We start from the raw sequence: 16,829 nt of genomic DNA on the forward strand, positions 1-16,829 counted from the left end.
CATAAAATTTCTTGTTTTTCTTCATCCGGTTTCGTATTAATTCAGCCGTTCATCGGCTGGTTTGGAAAGGATGCATGCAAACATGCAGCGAAAAATTAATCTTCTCCTGGTCCTGTTCAGCCTAATTGGCGGAGCTGTGGGCTTTGCGGCTGGAGAAATCATGCTGCGTCAATGGCTCGGGGAAATGCCCCGTCTATTGCTGATGGGACTATACTTTGGCGTGTTGGCGCTTAGCGTCGGATTATTCTGTTTACTCGCAGAGATGATCTCGCCAAAGCTGAACGGAGCTTCCTGGAAGCTGCGATATCTGGGACTATCTTGGAAACTGCTTGTTCCAGCAACGCTGGCGCTGTTGTTTGTCGTCGGACTTGCCCTGCAATTGCTGTATCAGATTAACCCAGGCGGTGTGAAGCAAGTCAAGGATATCGTGCTGATGATCGATAACTCAGGCAGTATGAGTGAGACAGACCCGGATAACGGTCGCTTTGAAGCGGCCAAAACACTGATCAGCCAAATGGAAAGCGATAAACAGGTGGCTGTGATTACCTTTGATGATCAACCCGAGCTGCTTCAGTCGTTCACCCCGTTGGACAGCGAAGCTGCCAAAAAAGAGGTGTACAGCAAAATAGACGGCATCGTGACGACCTCGGGCGGAACTAATTTCGATGCAGTACTGCGGGAAGCGATGGAGCAGATTAAGGGCAAACAGGACCCGAAACGCGGAACGGTAGCAATCCTGTTATCCGATGGATTCAGTGATGCAGACACATCCGGCATTTTGTCTGAGTATGCGAATGAACAGATTGCCGTCAATACGGTAGGTCTGAGTCTGGTGGACCCTTCCGGAACCGACTTGCTTCGTCATATCGCACAGCAAACGGGCGGTATGTACTATGATGTGCCGGATTCCGGGGGACTGAATCTGGCATTCCAGCAAATTTACGATACGATTGATGAACGAACGCTGGTGACCGAACGTACAGGCATGATGGAGCACAGTACGTATCTGGCTATTTTCCGAGTGGTTGCCTTACTGTTAATTGGTGTCGCACTGGGCGTGTCGCTAGGACTTGTATTCGATAATCGTCATCTCGCACTCAGTTTCGGAATGGGGGGTGCCGTGTCTGGTTTATTGGCAGGACTTCTGCTCGAATGGGGCCTGGACGGATCAACGGTTGGCGATACATTTGTAAGATTCGGAGCGATGCTCATCTTATCTGGTGTGTTAACCCTGTTCAGCTGGATCATTCCGATCAAGGAAAATACACCGCGGAAGACGCGTGGACGCCGCGATGCTGGCGGAGGAACCAATTCGGTGGAAGGATTCGGTCAGCGGGCAAGAGATTCGCGCAGCAAAGGATTTTAACGTCTGGAGGTAGGCGATAGATGCGTTTTACGGATGCAGACCCTTCAGCGCCCCTGATTCGCAGACTGACACTTGCAGTGGATGAGAGCCAGTGTACACTTCGCTGGCTCTGGCCAGAGAGCGTGGAAGCTGTATATGTTGAACGGCTGGAGCTCGATATGATGGGTGATGATCGTACCGGGGAGCAGGCTGCACAGGGCAAGCTGAAGTTATACACAAAAGAAGAATATAAGGCGAGCAATGGATATATGGATCGAATCACGGGTTTTGGTGCCATCCGTTATACAGTGTATGTGTGTCAGATGGAGGAGGAAGGGCCAGTTCTGGTGCGTCAGCGTGATGGAGACAACACGGTAGTTGCCAGTGCAGGCAAGGCGGATATTCGCTTTTCGATCCGATACAAGAGCGGTTTTTTTCAGAAACGAAAAAGTGTACTGATGACCGTCACAACGGAAGCACCTGTTCCGAAGGAAGCACTCTGTTATGTCCGCAAGCAAGGCGGGGTTCCGTTGAATAAGGAAGATGGCACGGTGTACCCTTTTGTGAGTGATTTTGCTCCCGGGAGAAATGAGATGCCACCCGTCGAGGTAGCCAAGGACGATTACGTGAGGTTATTCTTCACGGACGGACCAAAGTATGGAGCCGCCTATAGGCTTATATCAGACTAGATAGTTAGGCTTTTTGTCTAACTGATCAGGGGAGGGGAGCGGCTATGAGCTTTTTTAGTCGGTTTTTGAAGAGACAGCAGCCGGAAGAGCGGCCGTTGTTTTACGATATCGTATGTCCGTATTGCTTCAGCAAGTTTTCACCGGAGGAGGTTATGTTCCGGGCTGCGCATCATCGCGACGATGATGAGGACTACGCACTTGGGGAAGATGCGAAGCTCAATCGATATCGCGAACGGTTTGGACTGGATACGGTGTTTGATATGGAGGCTGTGCTGGCTCCGCATGATGTACCTGAGGAACATCGCATTTATTCGGACAATATTGTGATGGGCCTGAACGATCGTTATGGTGTGGTTACACGGCGTCGGCTGTGTCCACAGTGCCATAACGAGCTGCCTGTCACAGCAGGCAAAGCACCAAGCAATATCATTTCCATTATCGGTGCATCCCAGGTGGGGAAATCCGTCTACATGACTTCATTGATTCATACATTGCAGCATTACACAGCCGATCATTTTGATGCGGCCTGCATGCCGCTGAACGCGGAGATTAGCCGCCGGTTCCGTGCCGATTATGAAGAACCGCTATTCGAGCGGGGCGATTTGCTGGATTCAACGCAGAAGGAGAAGCTGCAGGAGCCGTTCATTTTCCAATTTGTATTCAAGGATGAAGATAAAGCTCCGCTTACACTGGTGTTCTTTGACGTCGCTGGTGAAGGTATGGTGGAGCAGGACTATCTGGGACTTCACGGGCAGCATATCAAGAACTCGGCAGGTATTTTGTTCATGGTGGACCCGCTTCAGATTCGTTCTATCCGGGACAAAATCCGCATCAACCTTGGCAACGAGCCAGGCGAGTGGACGCCAAGATACGATGAGCCGCGTGATGTGGTGTTAACGATGTTCGGTGACTTTATCGCGTACCAGGACAAAGCCAAGACGAATATTCCGACAGCCGTTGTACTCACCAAAAGTGACATGCTGCACTCCCTCAAGGACGAAGAGGGCGATTATATCAAATCGAACAGTAACGTGTTCCGCAACATGGTGCACCGCGATTGGTTTGACTTAACCGAGTTCGAAAATATCGACGGGGAGATCCGGCGTTTTATCGAGAAGGTGGACCGTCCGTTTAAAGGCACGATGGATGTGTACTTTAAGGATACGGCTTACTTTGCGGTGTCTGCGCTGGGAAGCAATCCGGTGGATATGAAGCTGCAAGGCGTGGTTAGCCCAATCCGTGTCGATGAGCCATTCCTCTGGCTGTTGTACAAGCTGAAGTACATTGAGGGGAGAGTGGGATGATGCGTTCTTCCGTAACCCCGCCAATTGAACAACAGCTGTATACTCGAGAGCGGCGCGGGGTGTTCCGCACAACGGAGGGGTTCGATACGGTTGCCGCATCGCCGGGACTGGACCCTTCTTTCATCAAAAAAGTGCTTCATCCCTACTGCGTCTATGACGCTCCAGCGGAGCTGACTGGGCGGAGTGAGAAGGATGAGACGAAATTCCCGCCGTCCATTCATCTGCTGCATCTGGAGAGTGGTGAGACGATTCTTGGGCAAAATGTGTACCAGTCCGCTGATTTCACCGGGCTGCGCAGCGCCTTTTTTGCTCATAACTATGTCTTGTCTCCTGAACGCTCGGAAGAGCAGATGAAGCAAGGCGGCTGGCTGGATGCTGTGTTCGCCACGTCCTATGACATCGAACAAGGCACAGTACTGCCTGCGCTTACTGAATTGCCACGTGCAGCTGGTGTTGGACAAAGCTCCCCAAGCCAGATTCTTAGTGCTCTGAAAATGGACGAGGTGGTATTCAAGCGCTTGCTCTACGCCGTAATGCAGTCTGTAGCGACACGCAGAAAAGTATACATTGCGCTGGACCTTCCCGCTGAGGAAGTTACTGCCGGAGCCAAGGGACTGCTGCGTTTGTTATATACGGCGCTGCCTTACGCGTTCCGGCGGCAGCTCGGCTTTATGACGTTTGCCAAGGAGCCGCAGGCGAAGAAAGGCATCCACCTCCAGTTTGTGGAGCGGGGCACGCTGCGTCCGAAAGATCGGAATACGGAGAAGGATTTTACCTTTGATCTGGTATCGGGCAGAGTTACCCATGCAGATGCATCTGTGGCGAAGCTTCCATATGCGGAATTCGCCTGGTCACTACTGCACGAGCCTGCGGCTGCCGATTCATTTTATACTTTTGCGGATGAGATGCTAACTGGAATGGAACCTGGACGGGAGCTCTCTATTGAAGCATACGGGGAACTTTCAATGTTCTATCGTCTGGAGCAGGGGATGGAAGAGTTGTACCTGGATAACAAAAGCGATGTCCTAAGTGGATTGCTCACCTACTTGAAACCGGAAGGCGGAGCGCATCAACGTTCTCGTTTGAATGAGTTGTTCCTGACGTTGCTTAGTCGTGAGCTGGACAGCGTCAAACGGGAGAATGTACCTGATGAATCAGTTGCAGCACGCATCGGGGAGTATTTTCGGGTCGCTGCGCCAGTCGTACAGTCCCGAATTGTGGATTATTTCATCTATGGCATTAATAACGCCCGTTCGCAGAAACGTATGCGTGCCGTGCAGGAACTATACGGCTTGCTGGATCGGGACAGCCTGTTAAGCCGTGCTTTCTTCGACAAAGTGCTGGCGAACGAATCACTGACCAAACTGTTGTTTGAGCCCTATCTGGATAATCAGTTGAAACGCACGGATTCAGCTGCGGATGTTGTTGAAGTGATTCAGAGATGGATTACATCTCACCCGTCTGCCATTCACAATAGTTTCTTGCTGGAACGGACTTCAACCGAGCTGCGTGAACGTTTGTGTTCTGCACCCAACCCTGTTCAGTCTGCCAATGAGGCACTTAAGCGGGTTAGTGTATTGGATCGTGTACCAGTTGCAGGCTCCCTAGACACGGGTATTACCGCCCGGATTGGACAGTCTGGAGCTTCAGTTCGCGCTAACCAGAAAGGTGGACCTGGGCCCGCTGTCCAACCACCAGCGTATCAGGAGGATTTAACCCGGCTCGCAGATAAGCTGGCTTACGTTATTAACTTGTTTATGATCCAAGATCTCGATCTGGAGCGGGTTAACCGTGAACAGCTGTTAAGCATTGATATTTTGTTGCACGGAAACGAGGTTCGGGACTGGGCTGCTCGCCAGGGCTCAGATGTATCTGCGCGTACAAACATGATGCTGGCAGCGAGAGCATGGCTTAGCGGTGAAGGGCGTGAGGAAGAGGAACTGGAATCCCTCTCTTTGGCCGAACGTAATGAGCTCCAGCGCTGGACGCGTCGCTGGCTTGCCGGAGAGCTTCGCGAGCGCCCGGATACGGCTTCATTTGAAGCACTGCCACTGGCTTTCTATCGCGGTGGTAGCGGCAGCAACAGACTCGATTATCCAGGCCTGATTGAATTTATCTACAGTAGTTCAGGACGTACAGAAGTGTTGTATCAATTTATGGAGTGGTCGGGGAATCAACGTTTGTTTATTCGCGGCTCCAACGCACATAAGGGATACTCGGATGCAATCGTGGCTTATTTCAAGTCCCATGATCGCGAAGCTTTCAAGTCAAAGTCAGCTTTCAAACCCTATTATGCCAGAGCAAGCAAGACGATGAAGCCGGCCTACGACCGCGCCAAAACAGAGTTGGCTTCCCCGCTGGTGCGCATGCTGACAGGTAAAAGGAAGAACCTTTTTCTGGGATCGGTCATTGTCATCCTGATTCTTGGTATAGCTGGAGGCACGTACGCTTTGATGAGCGATAAGGCGGGGACACCTGCGGCATCACCTCCACCGACACAGGAGCCCGTTGTTCCCGCTGAACCGGTGGTGGAGCTCGCTGAACAGATCGCCTACCTCGTCCCTGCATCCGAAGCGGACGACGGTACACAGACGCCTGCCCAGTTGGTGATCCGTTACAGAAACGAAACGGACAGCAATGCTTTGCAAACGGACACTCTCCAATGGAACTTGAAAGATGGTACTACACAGAAGCTCAATGCTGAGGGTGAATGGGAGAGTTTCAACCGAAATGAGGAGCCCGATGGCGAAGGTATAGCTGGTGACAGCTCAGAGGGCACGCCTGATGGAAGCTCAGCAGGTTCTTCTACCGATAATGTGGACGATACTCAGCAGAGCGGGGAAGCCGAGCAGGGGGCAGATTCAGCCTCAACGGAGGGCAACACTTCAGACCCAGCAGCAGGGAGCACGACGGATGCAGGCACAGGACAGGGAGATGCAAACGGCACGGCTTCAGATCCATCTCAGTCTACGGGAGCAGATTCATCTTCAGTGGAAAACCTGACTGTTGCCGAAGCAGATCGTCTGTATCCTTATGGGCACCAAGTGGCGCTTCCGGCCGATTTTGATCTGAAGGACATCGTGAGTGTCCAGAGTGGAACGACTGTGATCAACCTAGTCCCGGAACCGAAGCTCTAAGTGGCATTAATTGAATATGTTATTAATTCGAATACAGCCACCTCGAAGAATTTCGTAGGGGCTGTATTTTTGTTTTTGTTCAAGCGATGGAGAATGACAAATATAAAAATGAATCAATATAGGTCTATTTTTCACAATTCGGACACATTATTCAGATGTTGGGCAAGGATGAACATACGCAAAGCGATGAAATGCACGTACACGATGAGAAAAGCTCTCACATAAAGTGCGGACAATCTGACTGATTTCTAGTAAAACATTTCAAAAATAGCTCTTAACCGTCATGGAATTTGGTATTTACTGTTGACAAATGATAATGATTATCAGTATCTTTAGAGTATAAGATCTTGTTGCGCCGGAAATACGCTGAACTACAATTTCGTTTTCGTTGTCATAGCCGGAATACATAACCGGGATAAATGAGAGAGGGATGATCGCATGTTTCGTCTGGAGACGTCCAAGTTGGATATCGCTTATGAGGAAAGACTGATTGTTGAAGATCTGAATATTCAAATTCCCCAAGGAAAAATTACAGCACTTGTTGGAGCCAATGGTTCAGGAAAGTCTACCATCCTGAAAACAATGGCACGGATCATGAATCCAAAAGCAGGTAGTGTATTGCTCGACGGGAAGTCCATCCATAAGCAGTCCACGCGTGAAGTAGCCAAGCAGCTTGCGATTTTGCCACAAAATCCAACAGCTCCTGAAGGACTTACTGTAACCGAACTTGTGTCCTACGGACGGTTCCCTTATCAAAAAGGTTTTGGTTCGATGCGTGCTGAAGACAAACGCATGATTGAATGGGCTATCGAAGTAACAGGCATGACGGAGTTCCATGATCGTCCAATCGATCAACTGTCCGGTGGACAGCGTCAACGTGCCTGGATTGCCATGGCTCTTGCACAAGAGACAGACATTCTGTTCCTGGACGAGCCAACAACGTTCCTGGATATGGCTCACCAACTTGAAGTACTGCAATTGCTGGAGCAACTGAATGCCACAGCAAACCGTACCATCGTTATGGTTGTGCATGACTTGAACCATGCTTCCCGTTATGCGCATCACATGATTGGTATTAAAAAAGGTAAAGCCATCGCTACAGGTTCACCTGTAGAGGTTATGAACTCCGATGTGCTGCGCGAAGTATTTAACATTGAAGCTGATATCGTGATTGATCCTCGTTCCGGTGTACCGCTCTGCTTGCCTTACGCCCTTGCGGGTGAACGTCAGCAATCAGCACCTCCAGAACAAGTGCTCATGAACAGTGCAATGGTTCATGCTGGAGGACGGACAGAGCAACGCGTTCGTCACGCGACAGGAAGTTAATGAAACGGGCCATATGTGGTCCTAAACTATAGAATGAAGCCGCTGTGCGTTATGCACGCGGCTCATTCGCATTCTAGGAGGTCTACAGGAATGGGAGCAATCAACTACACCTGGTTACAGCAATATGGACGAATAACAACCGGGACGATCGATGAATCGGTCTTTGGCATGCCTTTGACGGCATTGAAACATCCGAAGCAGGCCAAACTTATGCTGGAAGCTTATAATGAGCATCTTCGGGCCGATTCTCTTCGCTCAGCGGCAGTATATTTTATGCATTCGGTTCGTGGCCTGATGATTGGGGTTCACTACATGACGGCGTTATGTGACACCTATCTGGATCTGTCTCTGGAGAATATAGATATGCAGCTGGAGTTAAAGGATGGCCGTCCAGTGATTGGTTTTCAACTGAACAATGCAATCGAGCAATCACATTCAAATCTGATGGACGGATCTCAAGTCGTTCCATCCTCCTGGCGTAATGATGTATTAACCGCATATTACGGTGAGCAGCTGCGTCCACTGATTGAAGGCGTGGCTGTTGCTGGAGGAGCAAATCCAGGCCAGATGTGGGCACAACTCGCATCCATGCTGAGATGGTTCAAAACGACAGCGTTACAGATGAACATCACGGAGACGGAACGTGAAGCGGTTATACAAGGGTATGAGCATGTAATCGCAATGTCTCCAGAGATTCTGGGGTTGAAGAAGAACCTGCTAACCTTCAAACCGGTGGAGATTGATAATCCGCATCAACCTGGAGAAACGATGCTGATGAAACCAGTCTGCTGCTTACACCATCAGGTGTATGGCGGTCAGAACTATTGCTACAGTTGTCCCAAACTGACAAAGGCAGAGCGGCAAGAGCGTTATGATGCTATTATGGCGGCGAAATCAGGCTAAAAGGGAATATGTCCAAGTTGATGGATGAAGATTACTTCTACCAATGAACTCGGTCAGGGTTTAATCACAGATTTGGTAATTAATCGCCTCAGGTCTATAATATAGAGATAGGCTGTGTGCCGCATGGTCATTGGGTACATACATACAGCAGCCCAACCTACATCATAATCATGGGAGGAATCAGTCATGTCCGTATATTCGTATCAGGCGGTAACGACCGCCAATCAGGAAGTTCCACTCGATCTGTATCAAGGCAAAGTGTTGGTGATTGCCAATACTGCTAGCAAGTGTGGACTGACTCCACAATACGGTGAATTGCAGAAGCTCTATGATCGCTATCGTGATCAAGGCTTGGTTGTACTGGGTTTCCCTTGTAACCAGTTTGGCGGCCAGGAGCCGGGTACCAGTGAGGAAGCAGAATCCTTCTGTCAAATCAACTATGGTGTTAATTTCCCGGTGTTTGCCAAGGTCGACGTAAATGGTGAAGATGCACATCCTTTGTTCAAGTATCTGCGTGAGCAGCAACCTGGTGTTGGCGAAGACAATAGCATCCAATGGAATTTCACCAAGTTCCTCGTGAATCGTGAAGGTGAAGTTGTAGGGCGTGTTGAACCAAAAGAATCCCCTGAAGCCATGACTGCAGAGATTGAAAAGCTGCTTGGCGTATAAAATGAATGAACGAAGAAGCCTGCCTCCAGATTGGAGGACAGGCTTTTTTTGATACAATTTTTAGTACGAAACATCCTCTCCATATACGTGTCTCCGCGGTAGTTGCTACGCTTATTTTGAGCATAAACCAGCCATAAGCAGGGAAAACTGAAGTCAATGAAGATGAGTCGATGACTCGCCTGATCGTAAAGAAAACCACATCCGACGAATTTACTTTGATTAACCTATTGCAATGTGAAAAATATCACATTATAATAAGTGTACAAAGTGAAATAAATCACATAAGCATTATTCGCTTAGAAGTGAAATATTTCACAACCGAAATGACGTTATATTCAATTTTTTATTTATATACTCCAAGGGGGAACCTTATCATGAAAATCGCAGTTATCGGATGTACACACGCAGGGACCGCAGCCATCGTTAACACCGCCAAATTGTACCCGGATGCTACCATTACAGTGTATGAGCGCAATGACAACATCTCCTTCTTATCATGTGGCATTGCGCTTTATGTAGGTGGTGTGGTGAAAGATCCAGACGGACTGTTCTATTCTTCGCCAAACCAACTGGCCGAGCTCGGTGTCGTTACCAAAATGCTTCATGAAGTGACGTCAGTAGATGCTGCGGGTCACAAACTTCAGGCTAAAAACTTGAAAACCGGGGAAGAATTCGAAGATACCTTCGACAAGCTGATCGTGACCACGGGTTCATGGCCTGTCGTACCGAAGCTGGAAGGCATCGAGATGGATAACATTTTACTTTGCAAAAACTACAACCATTCCAACACGATTATTGAGAAAGCCAAACATGCCAAACGTATTACCGTGGTAGGAGCAGGTTATATCGGCATTGAACTGGTGGAGGCTTTCCAAATGAACGGCAAGGAAGTTACACTGATTGATAGCGTGGACCGGATCTTGAACAAATATCTCGACCCCGAGTTCACGGATGCCATTGAAGAAACGTTGACTGGACACGGTATCAAGCTGGCACTGGGCCAAACGGTTCAGAAGTTTACCGGAGAGAATGGCAAAGTGAACAAGGTCATTACATCCAAAGGAGAGTTTGATACAGACCTCGTTATTCTGTGCATTGGTTTCCGTCCAAATACGGAACTGCTCAAAGGCCAAGTGGATATGCTGCCAAACGGCGCAATCATCGTGGATAAATATATGCAAACCAGCCAAAAAGACGTCTTCGCTGCTGGAGACAGCTGTGCAATTCATTACAATCCAACCGGCAAGGCTGCGTACATTCCACTGGCAACCAACGCGGTGCGGATGGGTACACTCGTAGCACGGAACCTGGTTCGTCCTACGACACGGTACATGGGTACACAAGGCACATCAGGTATTAAAATTTATGAGCAAAATATTGCAGGTACAGGTCTGACGGAAGCATCTGCTGCGGATGAGGGTCTGGTGGTTGAAGCTGTAACGCTTGAAGATGCTTACCGTCCAGAGTTCATGCCAACAGCAGAGAAGCTGCTGCTCAAAGTAATCTATGAACAGGCTACGCGCCGCATTGTTGGTGCGCAGGTCATGTCACAAGCTGATCTGACACAGTCGATCAATACGATCTCTGTGTGCATCCAGAACAACATGACGGTAGATGAGCTGGCCTTCATCGACTTCTTCTTCCAACCACATTACAACAAACCATGGAACTTCCTGAACTCGGCTGGTCTTCAGGCGTTGCCTCCAGTAGAAGTAAAAACACCAGCGATGGTTTAACCGAAATATCCGAGAACTGCCGCTTCGTGCGGTAGTTCTTTTTTGTTTTTTAAAATAATCGGAGGTAGTTAGGGCTGGGAAATGGTGCTATATTATCAACTGTAACGTTATAAACGCAATGGAGTTGAAATGAAGGAGAGTGGCGCAGGCGTGCTTACAGAATCCGTATCCCGGTTGAACGTTCTCTTGCAATCGGTACCTCAGGAGTTCCTTGCAATGAATCCGGACGAGATTGTTCCACCACGAATGGAAGGAAAATGGTCCCGTCTTCAAATTTTGGGGCATTTATGCGATTCGGCTCTGCATAATGTCAGCAGATTTGTACAGATGCAGCACCAGACCGAACCTTTTAGTATAACTTCGTATCAGCAGGAGCAGTGGGTGGAGAGCCAACAGTACAAGAGCGCACCAATTGAAGATGTATTAAATCTCTGGATTAGTCTGAACCAGTCCGTTATTCGTGTTCTCTCCGTCTCGGTAGAGATGGGTCAATCGCAAACATGTATCCTCTCTGATGGAAGTGTGGTAACGCTAGAATGGCTGGCACAAGATTACGTTGAGCATCTGGAACATCATTTGCAGCAAATTTTCGGTGAGCATGAGGATCTGGGGACGGCGTAAGTAACCACCTCATCGATCGCACATCAAGTAAACTAGAACGAAACGTGAAAATGTAGTTTTCAGACTTTGTGATAAAAGTAACAAACCTCTTGAAACCTTCGCGATACAATGAACATATCAACCAAACAAGTTGAATTATGATGTTCATGAACTGTGAAGGAGAGGATCGTTATGGCAGCAAAAACACCTCTTGAGGTTGCACAATATACGGCGCATACGGGGATGAAGAAAGCTCAAAATCCGGTGTCCTCCGTATTGATACTCAGTTTTCTGGCAGGAGCTTTTATTGCGCTCGGATTTCTGCTGGATATTCGGGTTATTGCCTCTGCTCCGACCGAGTGGGGCAGCTTGGTTAATCTGATTGGTGCAGCAGTGTTCCCGGTAGGATTAATATTGGTGCTGATTGGCGGTGGGGAACTGCTGACAGGTAATATGATGGCCGTCCCACTTGCGACGATTGCACGTAAACTGTCCGCGGGCAACATGTTGAAGAATCTCACCTTAGTGACGATAGGTAATTTCCTTGGAGCGCTCTTTGTGGCCTATGCATTTGGGCATGTGCTCGGTCTGACGGCAGAAGGTGCCTATTTGACCAAAGTAGTGGATATGGCTGGACACAAGCTGGAGGACAGCTTCCTTCAGGCTTTTATATCCGGGATCGGGTGTAACTGGCTGGTAGCTCTCGCAGTATGGTTGTCCTACGCATCGGATACGATGAGTGGAAAAGTACTGGGCATTTGGTTCCCAACGATGGCCTTTGTGGCTATTGGATTCCAGCACGTTGTCGCCAACATGTTCCTGATTCCTGCGGCGATCTTCGAAGGGCATTATTCGTGGGGGCAATACATCATGAATTTCATTCCGGTATGGCTTGGCAACCTGACGGGAGGGGCGCTATTTGTGGCGGCTGCTTACTGGATGGTGTACCTGCGCAAGCATGAGCCGGAAGTGAAGCCTGAGGTGGCAATGGCGGTGGCCCAGCCTGTGGAGACAGAAGCCAGACCGATGTGGAGCAAGCAGGCGTAGCGACATTTTTTCGAGTAATCGAGTAGCGTTGTAACCACGATAAGCCAGCAAAGACGAGTGCGAAGTTAAACAGGAACAGGGAAGTTAAACAAAATAGCAACAGAAATTGGCGAATCTAATCTCGTTCAAGTCATGGCTGTCTGCTGTGATGGGCGGGAGAGGAGTCGCTTTTTTTTATGTAAAAGTATGCACGCAAAATAAATTCGCCATGACAAGGTTCGGGGGAACGAAACCTGTTCATGGCGAATTTCGGGAGTGGTCCATGATATGGCATGAGGAGGAAGTGGGGAAACACTAGCCTAATGCCTTATTTTTAATTTACCCTTGAATTTCGAGATTGAATCAAGGGGAAAAAGATTTTTTTTTGAAAAAAATTTGGAGCGGTTGTGGCAGTAAAAAAGACTGTTCTCTTTACGCGATTACCATGAAGAAGATATGATATGAGGATAACTTTGAAGGGGGAGGAACTTGTATATGATCGATCAGGAGAATGGCGTATTCCCGGCAGTTTGCCCGCTCGATTGTCCGGATACTTGCGGCCTACTGCTTCATAAGGAGAACGGTAAGATCGTGAAGGTCGTGGGCAATCCGGACCATCCGATTACAAAAGGCGCCATCTGTAACAAAGTCCGAAATATGACGGAGCGGGTGTATCACCCCGAGCGGTTGCAATATCCGATGCGACGCATCGGAGCCAAGGGCGAAGGCCAGTTCGAGCGAATCAGTTGGGACGAAGCCATCGAAGAGATTACGGCGAGATTTAGTTCGCTGGCAGATACCTACGGACCGGAGAGCATCCTGCCCTACAGCTTCTATGGAAACATGGGCATTCTTGGTGTGGATGGCATGGATCGTCGATTTTTCAATGCGCTAGGTGCGAGCAAGCTGGAACAGACCATCTGTAATGCAGCGGGAAATACCGGCTGGAAATATACGATGGGTGCGAACCGGGGAACCTTGCCCGAGGATACAGAGCATGCGGATGTCATTCTGGTGTGGGGAGGCAACATCGTCAGCACCAATATGCATCAGGTTGTTCTGGCCGAGAAAGCCCGCAAAAAGGGCGCCCAAATCGTCGTTATTGATGTCCATCGCAATCGGACCGCCCAATGGGGAGACTGGTTCATTCCACTCTACCCCGGTACAGACAGTGCATTGGCACTCGGATTAATGCATGTATTGTTCGAGCAGGAACTGACGGATGAGGCTTTTATGCAAAAATATACCGTGGGCCATGAGGCACTGCGTGATCATGTCCGCAGCTACACCCCGGAGCGCGTTGCACGTATTACAGGCGTGCCGGAGGCGGACATCGTGAAGCTGGCTGAGCTGTATGGCAACGCACAGGCAGCCCACATTCATATCGGCAATGGCCTCCAGCATCACGACAACGGTGGCATGAACGTCCGCAGCGTAGCCTGTCTGCCTGCCATTACAGGGCAGTGGCTGAAGCGCGGCGGGGGCGCTATTCGTACCAACAGCTACGCGAGCACGAATAGCGATGCGCTCGAGCGTCCTGAGCTGCGGCAGAACCCGGAGCCGCGCGTGGTGAACATGAACCGGATTGGCGAAGCACTGCTGGAAGCGGAGCAGCAGATCCGGGCGTTGATGGTCTACTGCAGCAATCCACTGGTGGTGGCACCAGATACCGAGCGGGTGGAGCGAGGTTTTGCACGGGAAGATCTGTTTACGGTAGTCCATGACCTATTCATGACGGATACGGCGAAATACGCGGATATTGTGCTGCCTGCGACGTCTTCATTTGAAACGACAGATCTGTATACGTCCTACTGGCATCAGTATGTTCATTTGCAAGAGCCAGTCATTGCGCCTTTGGGTGAGAGCAAGAGCAATGTTGAATTGTTCTCTTTGCTTGGACAGGCGATGGGGTATGACCCGGAGATTTTCGGGGAGACACCGGAACAGATGATCGAGGAAGCACTTCAGGGTACGGGTAATCCCTACATGAACGGTGTAACCTTGGAGGGGCTGAAGCAGCATCATTTCGTCAAGCTGGATATGTCTGCACATGAGTCCTATTTGGATCAGTTGCCCACGCCTTCGGGGAAAATTGAGCTGTATTCGGAAACGATGGCACAGAAGGGATTGCCTCCTTTACCTACGTATAGTGCTCTCGTTGAGGGGTATGACGGGGAAAACCCGGCTGGACCTGCGGATGTCTATCCGCTGATGTTTCTGTCGCCGCCAAACCATAATTTCCTGAATTCCACCTTTGCCAATTCGGCCAAACATCAACGTTTGGAGAAGATGCCATTATTGCAAATGCACCCGGAGGACGCCGCCCGCAGACAGGTGGAAGACGGCGATGCGGTGGTCGTATGGAACGACCGTGGCCGGATCGAGCTAACCGCCAAGGTGAGTGAATCCATGCTGCCAGGAACGGTGATCAGTCAAGGCTTATGGTGGGATGGCAATGGCAAAAAACAGCGGGCGAATTCGCTCACGTCCAATCGTCTGTCTGACATGGGGAACGGGGCCACATTCTTCTCGGCCACTGTCGAAGTGAAGCGTCAATGAATGTGCTTGCAGATCGGATCTTTTCAGGTAAGATGAACAAAGGATAGATCGTAAGCAGAATGATAAAGAGCAAAATTCGGAATTCAAAGTACTACATTCTAAATTTCTAAATTCAAGTGGCCTTCGCTCTGGCTAATTATGCCGTCAGGGCAAGGGTCTATTTTTTATGGCAATATGCTTTTTGAAGGTACTAAGGAGAATAAACAAGATGATGAGATGGCTGGATACGTATCCAAAAGAAGTGAAAATATTTTTGCTGGCAAGTTTGGTCAATGCGACAGGTAGTGCCTTGATGTGGCCGCTGACCACGATGTATGTATTTGACGAGCTTGGACGCACGATGGCGAACGCGGGGTTTGTTATTCTGATTCAGTCGCTGGGCGGCATCTTCGGGCAATTGCTCGGCGGTGCATTGTACCACAGGGTGGGCGTCAAGAAGCTGATCATCGGATCGCTGGCGTTAAATGCGGTAGGGCTATTTGCTCTGCCGTGGATTAGCGCGTATTGGGTTGTATTTATATGTGCCATGGGCTGGATCGGTCTATTCAGTTCATTGTCGTTACCAGCGATTCAAGCCTTTATTGGCTTCCGGTTTGCGGAGCGACGCGGGGAATTGTTCAATGTGATCTATGTCGCCAACAATATCGGTGTGGCGATTGGTACGGCGCTCAGTGGTTTCTTGGCTGACTTTTCCTATCATCTCAGCTTTGTACTGAACGGGGTGACCTCTGCCGGGTTTGCGATTTTCTTCTGGTATTATCTGTCGCGGGCGGAGCCCGATCAGGGCGAAGTACATCTGACCAAGCGCAAAACGGTTCCCGATGGGCCAGGCGTCTGGGCGCTGCTAGGAAACACCAGATTATATCTGTTCATGAGCCTGGGCGTGCTGTTCCTGCTGTTCGGTAATTCCATCTGGAATACGGGTGTGTCTCCGTATATTATTTCCGAGGGTATGGAGAAAAGAATGTACGGTCTGCTCTGGACCCTAAATGGGGTGCTGATCTTTGTGGGACAACCCTTTACCAGCTGGGTTAAGCGTACGATGGCCCGTACATCGACCGCTCAGATGACTGCAAGTGCGGTGTTTTATGGCATGGCTTACATCGTCATGATCACCATGTATAGCTATCCGGGTATGGTGCTTGCAATGGTACTGGCTACCTTTGGGGAAATGTTGATCTCACCTGCTACGCCGGCATTCATCTCAGAGCATGCCGGAAGAGCGGCACCTTTCTACATCGGGATCTCCGGTGGGATCGGTGCGGTTGGACGGGTTATCGGGCCGTATGCAATGGGGGTCATGTACGACAAACAGGGACTGATCCCTGTAGCGTGGCTGGCGACTGGCACGGCGGTTATTGCGGTGCTTGGTTTTGTACTGCATGCGGTGCTGAACCGCAACCGTGAAGTGAAGGAGTACGGATTGGACGCTTAGCCTTTTCGGGTTGAGTGGTATGAAGGAGGAAGAGGGCAGATTGGAGTGGAGGGACAAAGAAAGCCACTTGAATCTGTCGGATCATCCTGTAGATTTAGAT

At 49.6% G+C, this 16,829-nt stretch carries 12 protein-coding genes; all 12 read left to right on the forward strand.

The window, feature by feature from the left end; genetic code table 11:
- Nucleotides 1-82: 82 nt before the first annotated feature.
- The 12 genes from MHB84_RS15380 to MHB84_RS15435 all read left to right on the forward strand — a co-directional run bounded on the left by MHB84_RS15380 (nt 83) and on the right by MHB84_RS15435 (nt 16,729).
- Nucleotides 83-1,366, forward strand: coding sequence for a vWA domain-containing protein (locus MHB84_RS15380; RefSeq protein ID WP_076287517.1), 1,284 nt, complete (start codon nt 83-85; stop codon nt 1,364-1,366).
- Nucleotides 1,367-1,386: 20 nt separating this feature from the next.
- Nucleotides 1,387-2,034 (forward strand): beta-mannanase, encoded by a 648-nt coding sequence (locus tag MHB84_RS15385; RefSeq protein WP_076287518.1) that lies wholly within the window; start codon nt 1,387-1,389, stop codon nt 2,032-2,034.
- Between the two features lie 44 nt (nt 2,035-2,078).
- Nucleotides 2,079-3,338, forward strand: coding sequence for a TRAFAC clade GTPase domain-containing protein (locus tag MHB84_RS15390; protein WP_076287519.1), 1,260 nt, complete (start codon nt 2,079-2,081; stop codon nt 3,336-3,338).
- Entirely contained in the window at nt 3,335-6,475 is a 3,141-nt protein-coding gene (locus tag MHB84_RS15395; protein ID WP_179087121.1) for a GAP1-N2 domain-containing protein, read from the forward strand. Before MHB84_RS15390 ends, MHB84_RS15395 begins: the two co-directional genes overlap by 4 nt.
- Before the next feature lie 438 nt (nt 6,476-6,913).
- The gene (locus MHB84_RS15400) at nt 6,914-7,801 is read left to right on the forward strand and encodes an ABC transporter ATP-binding protein (protein ID WP_063566910.1); all 888 of its coding nucleotides are present in this window, start codon (nt 6,914-6,916) and stop codon (nt 7,799-7,801) included.
- A 90-nt stretch (nt 7,802-7,891) separates the two neighbouring features.
- Entirely contained in the window at nt 7,892-8,704 is an 813-nt protein-coding gene (locus MHB84_RS15405; RefSeq protein WP_076287521.1) for a ferric iron reductase, read from the forward strand.
- 186 nt (nt 8,705-8,890) lie between these two features.
- Nucleotides 8,891-9,373 carry a glutathione peroxidase gene (locus tag MHB84_RS15410; protein ID WP_076287522.1) on the forward strand — a complete coding sequence of 161 codons (483 nt, stop codon included), beginning with the start codon at nt 8,891-8,893 and terminating at the stop codon, nt 9,371-9,373.
- Between the two features lie 374 nt (nt 9,374-9,747).
- Nucleotides 9,748-11,109 (forward strand): FAD-dependent oxidoreductase, encoded by a 1,362-nt coding sequence (locus tag MHB84_RS15415; RefSeq protein WP_072733668.1) that lies wholly within the window; start codon nt 9,748-9,750, stop codon nt 11,107-11,109.
- 129 nt (nt 11,110-11,238) lie between these two features.
- Nucleotides 11,239-11,730, forward strand: a complete 492-nt coding sequence (locus MHB84_RS15420; RefSeq protein WP_076287523.1) for a DinB family protein — start codon at nt 11,239-11,241, stop codon at nt 11,728-11,730.
- A 171-nt stretch (nt 11,731-11,901) separates the two neighbouring features.
- On the forward strand, nt 11,902-12,756 hold the full coding sequence (locus MHB84_RS15425) for a formate/nitrite transporter family protein (RefSeq protein ID WP_076287524.1): 855 nt from the start codon (nt 11,902-11,904) through the stop codon (nt 12,754-12,756).
- Between the two features lie 474 nt (nt 12,757-13,230).
- Entirely contained in the window at nt 13,231-15,294 is a 2,064-nt protein-coding gene (locus tag MHB84_RS15430; protein WP_143764507.1) for a molybdopterin-dependent oxidoreductase, read from the forward strand.
- Between the two features lie 211 nt (nt 15,295-15,505).
- On the forward strand, nt 15,506-16,729 hold the full coding sequence (locus MHB84_RS15435) for an MFS transporter (protein WP_076287726.1): 1,224 nt from the start codon (nt 15,506-15,508) through the stop codon (nt 16,727-16,729).
- The last annotated feature ends 100 nt before the right edge of the window (nt 16,730-16,829 follow it).

This window comes from Paenibacillus sp. FSL F4-0087, assembly GCF_038020215.1.
Lineage (GTDB): Bacteria > Bacillota > Bacilli > Paenibacillales > Paenibacillaceae > Paenibacillus > Paenibacillus taichungensis.

Bases quoted from the DNA above. Each gene is read 5' to 3' on its own strand.
- MHB84_RS15380 (WP_076287517.1), top strand. From the start codon at position 83: ATGCAGCGAAAAATTAATCTTCTCCTGGTCCTGTTCAGCCTAATTGGC.
- MHB84_RS15385 (WP_076287518.1), top strand. From the start codon at position 1,387: ATGCGTTTTACGGATGCAGACCCTTCAGCGCCCCTGATTCGCAGACTG.
- MHB84_RS15390 (WP_076287519.1), top strand. From the start codon at position 2,079: ATGAGCTTTTTTAGTCGGTTTTTGAAGAGACAGCAGCCGGAAGAGCGG.
- MHB84_RS15395 (WP_179087121.1), top strand. From the start codon at position 3,335: ATGATGCGTTCTTCCGTAACCCCGCCAATTGAACAACAGCTGTATACT.
- MHB84_RS15400 (WP_063566910.1), top strand. From the start codon at position 6,914: ATGTTTCGTCTGGAGACGTCCAAGTTGGATATCGCTTATGAGGAAAGA.
- MHB84_RS15405 (WP_076287521.1), top strand. From the start codon at position 7,892: ATGGGAGCAATCAACTACACCTGGTTACAGCAATATGGACGAATAACA.
- MHB84_RS15410 (WP_076287522.1), top strand. From the start codon at position 8,891: ATGTCCGTATATTCGTATCAGGCGGTAACGACCGCCAATCAGGAAGTT.
- MHB84_RS15415 (WP_072733668.1), top strand. From the start codon at position 9,748: ATGAAAATCGCAGTTATCGGATGTACACACGCAGGGACCGCAGCCATC.
- MHB84_RS15420 (WP_076287523.1), top strand. From the start codon at position 11,239: ATGAAGGAGAGTGGCGCAGGCGTGCTTACAGAATCCGTATCCCGGTTG.
- MHB84_RS15425 (WP_076287524.1), top strand. From the start codon at position 11,902: ATGGCAGCAAAAACACCTCTTGAGGTTGCACAATATACGGCGCATACG.
- MHB84_RS15430 (WP_143764507.1), top strand. From the start codon at position 13,231: ATGATCGATCAGGAGAATGGCGTATTCCCGGCAGTTTGCCCGCTCGAT.
- MHB84_RS15435 (WP_076287726.1), top strand. From the start codon at position 15,506: ATGAGATGGCTGGATACGTATCCAAAAGAAGTGAAAATATTTTTGCTG.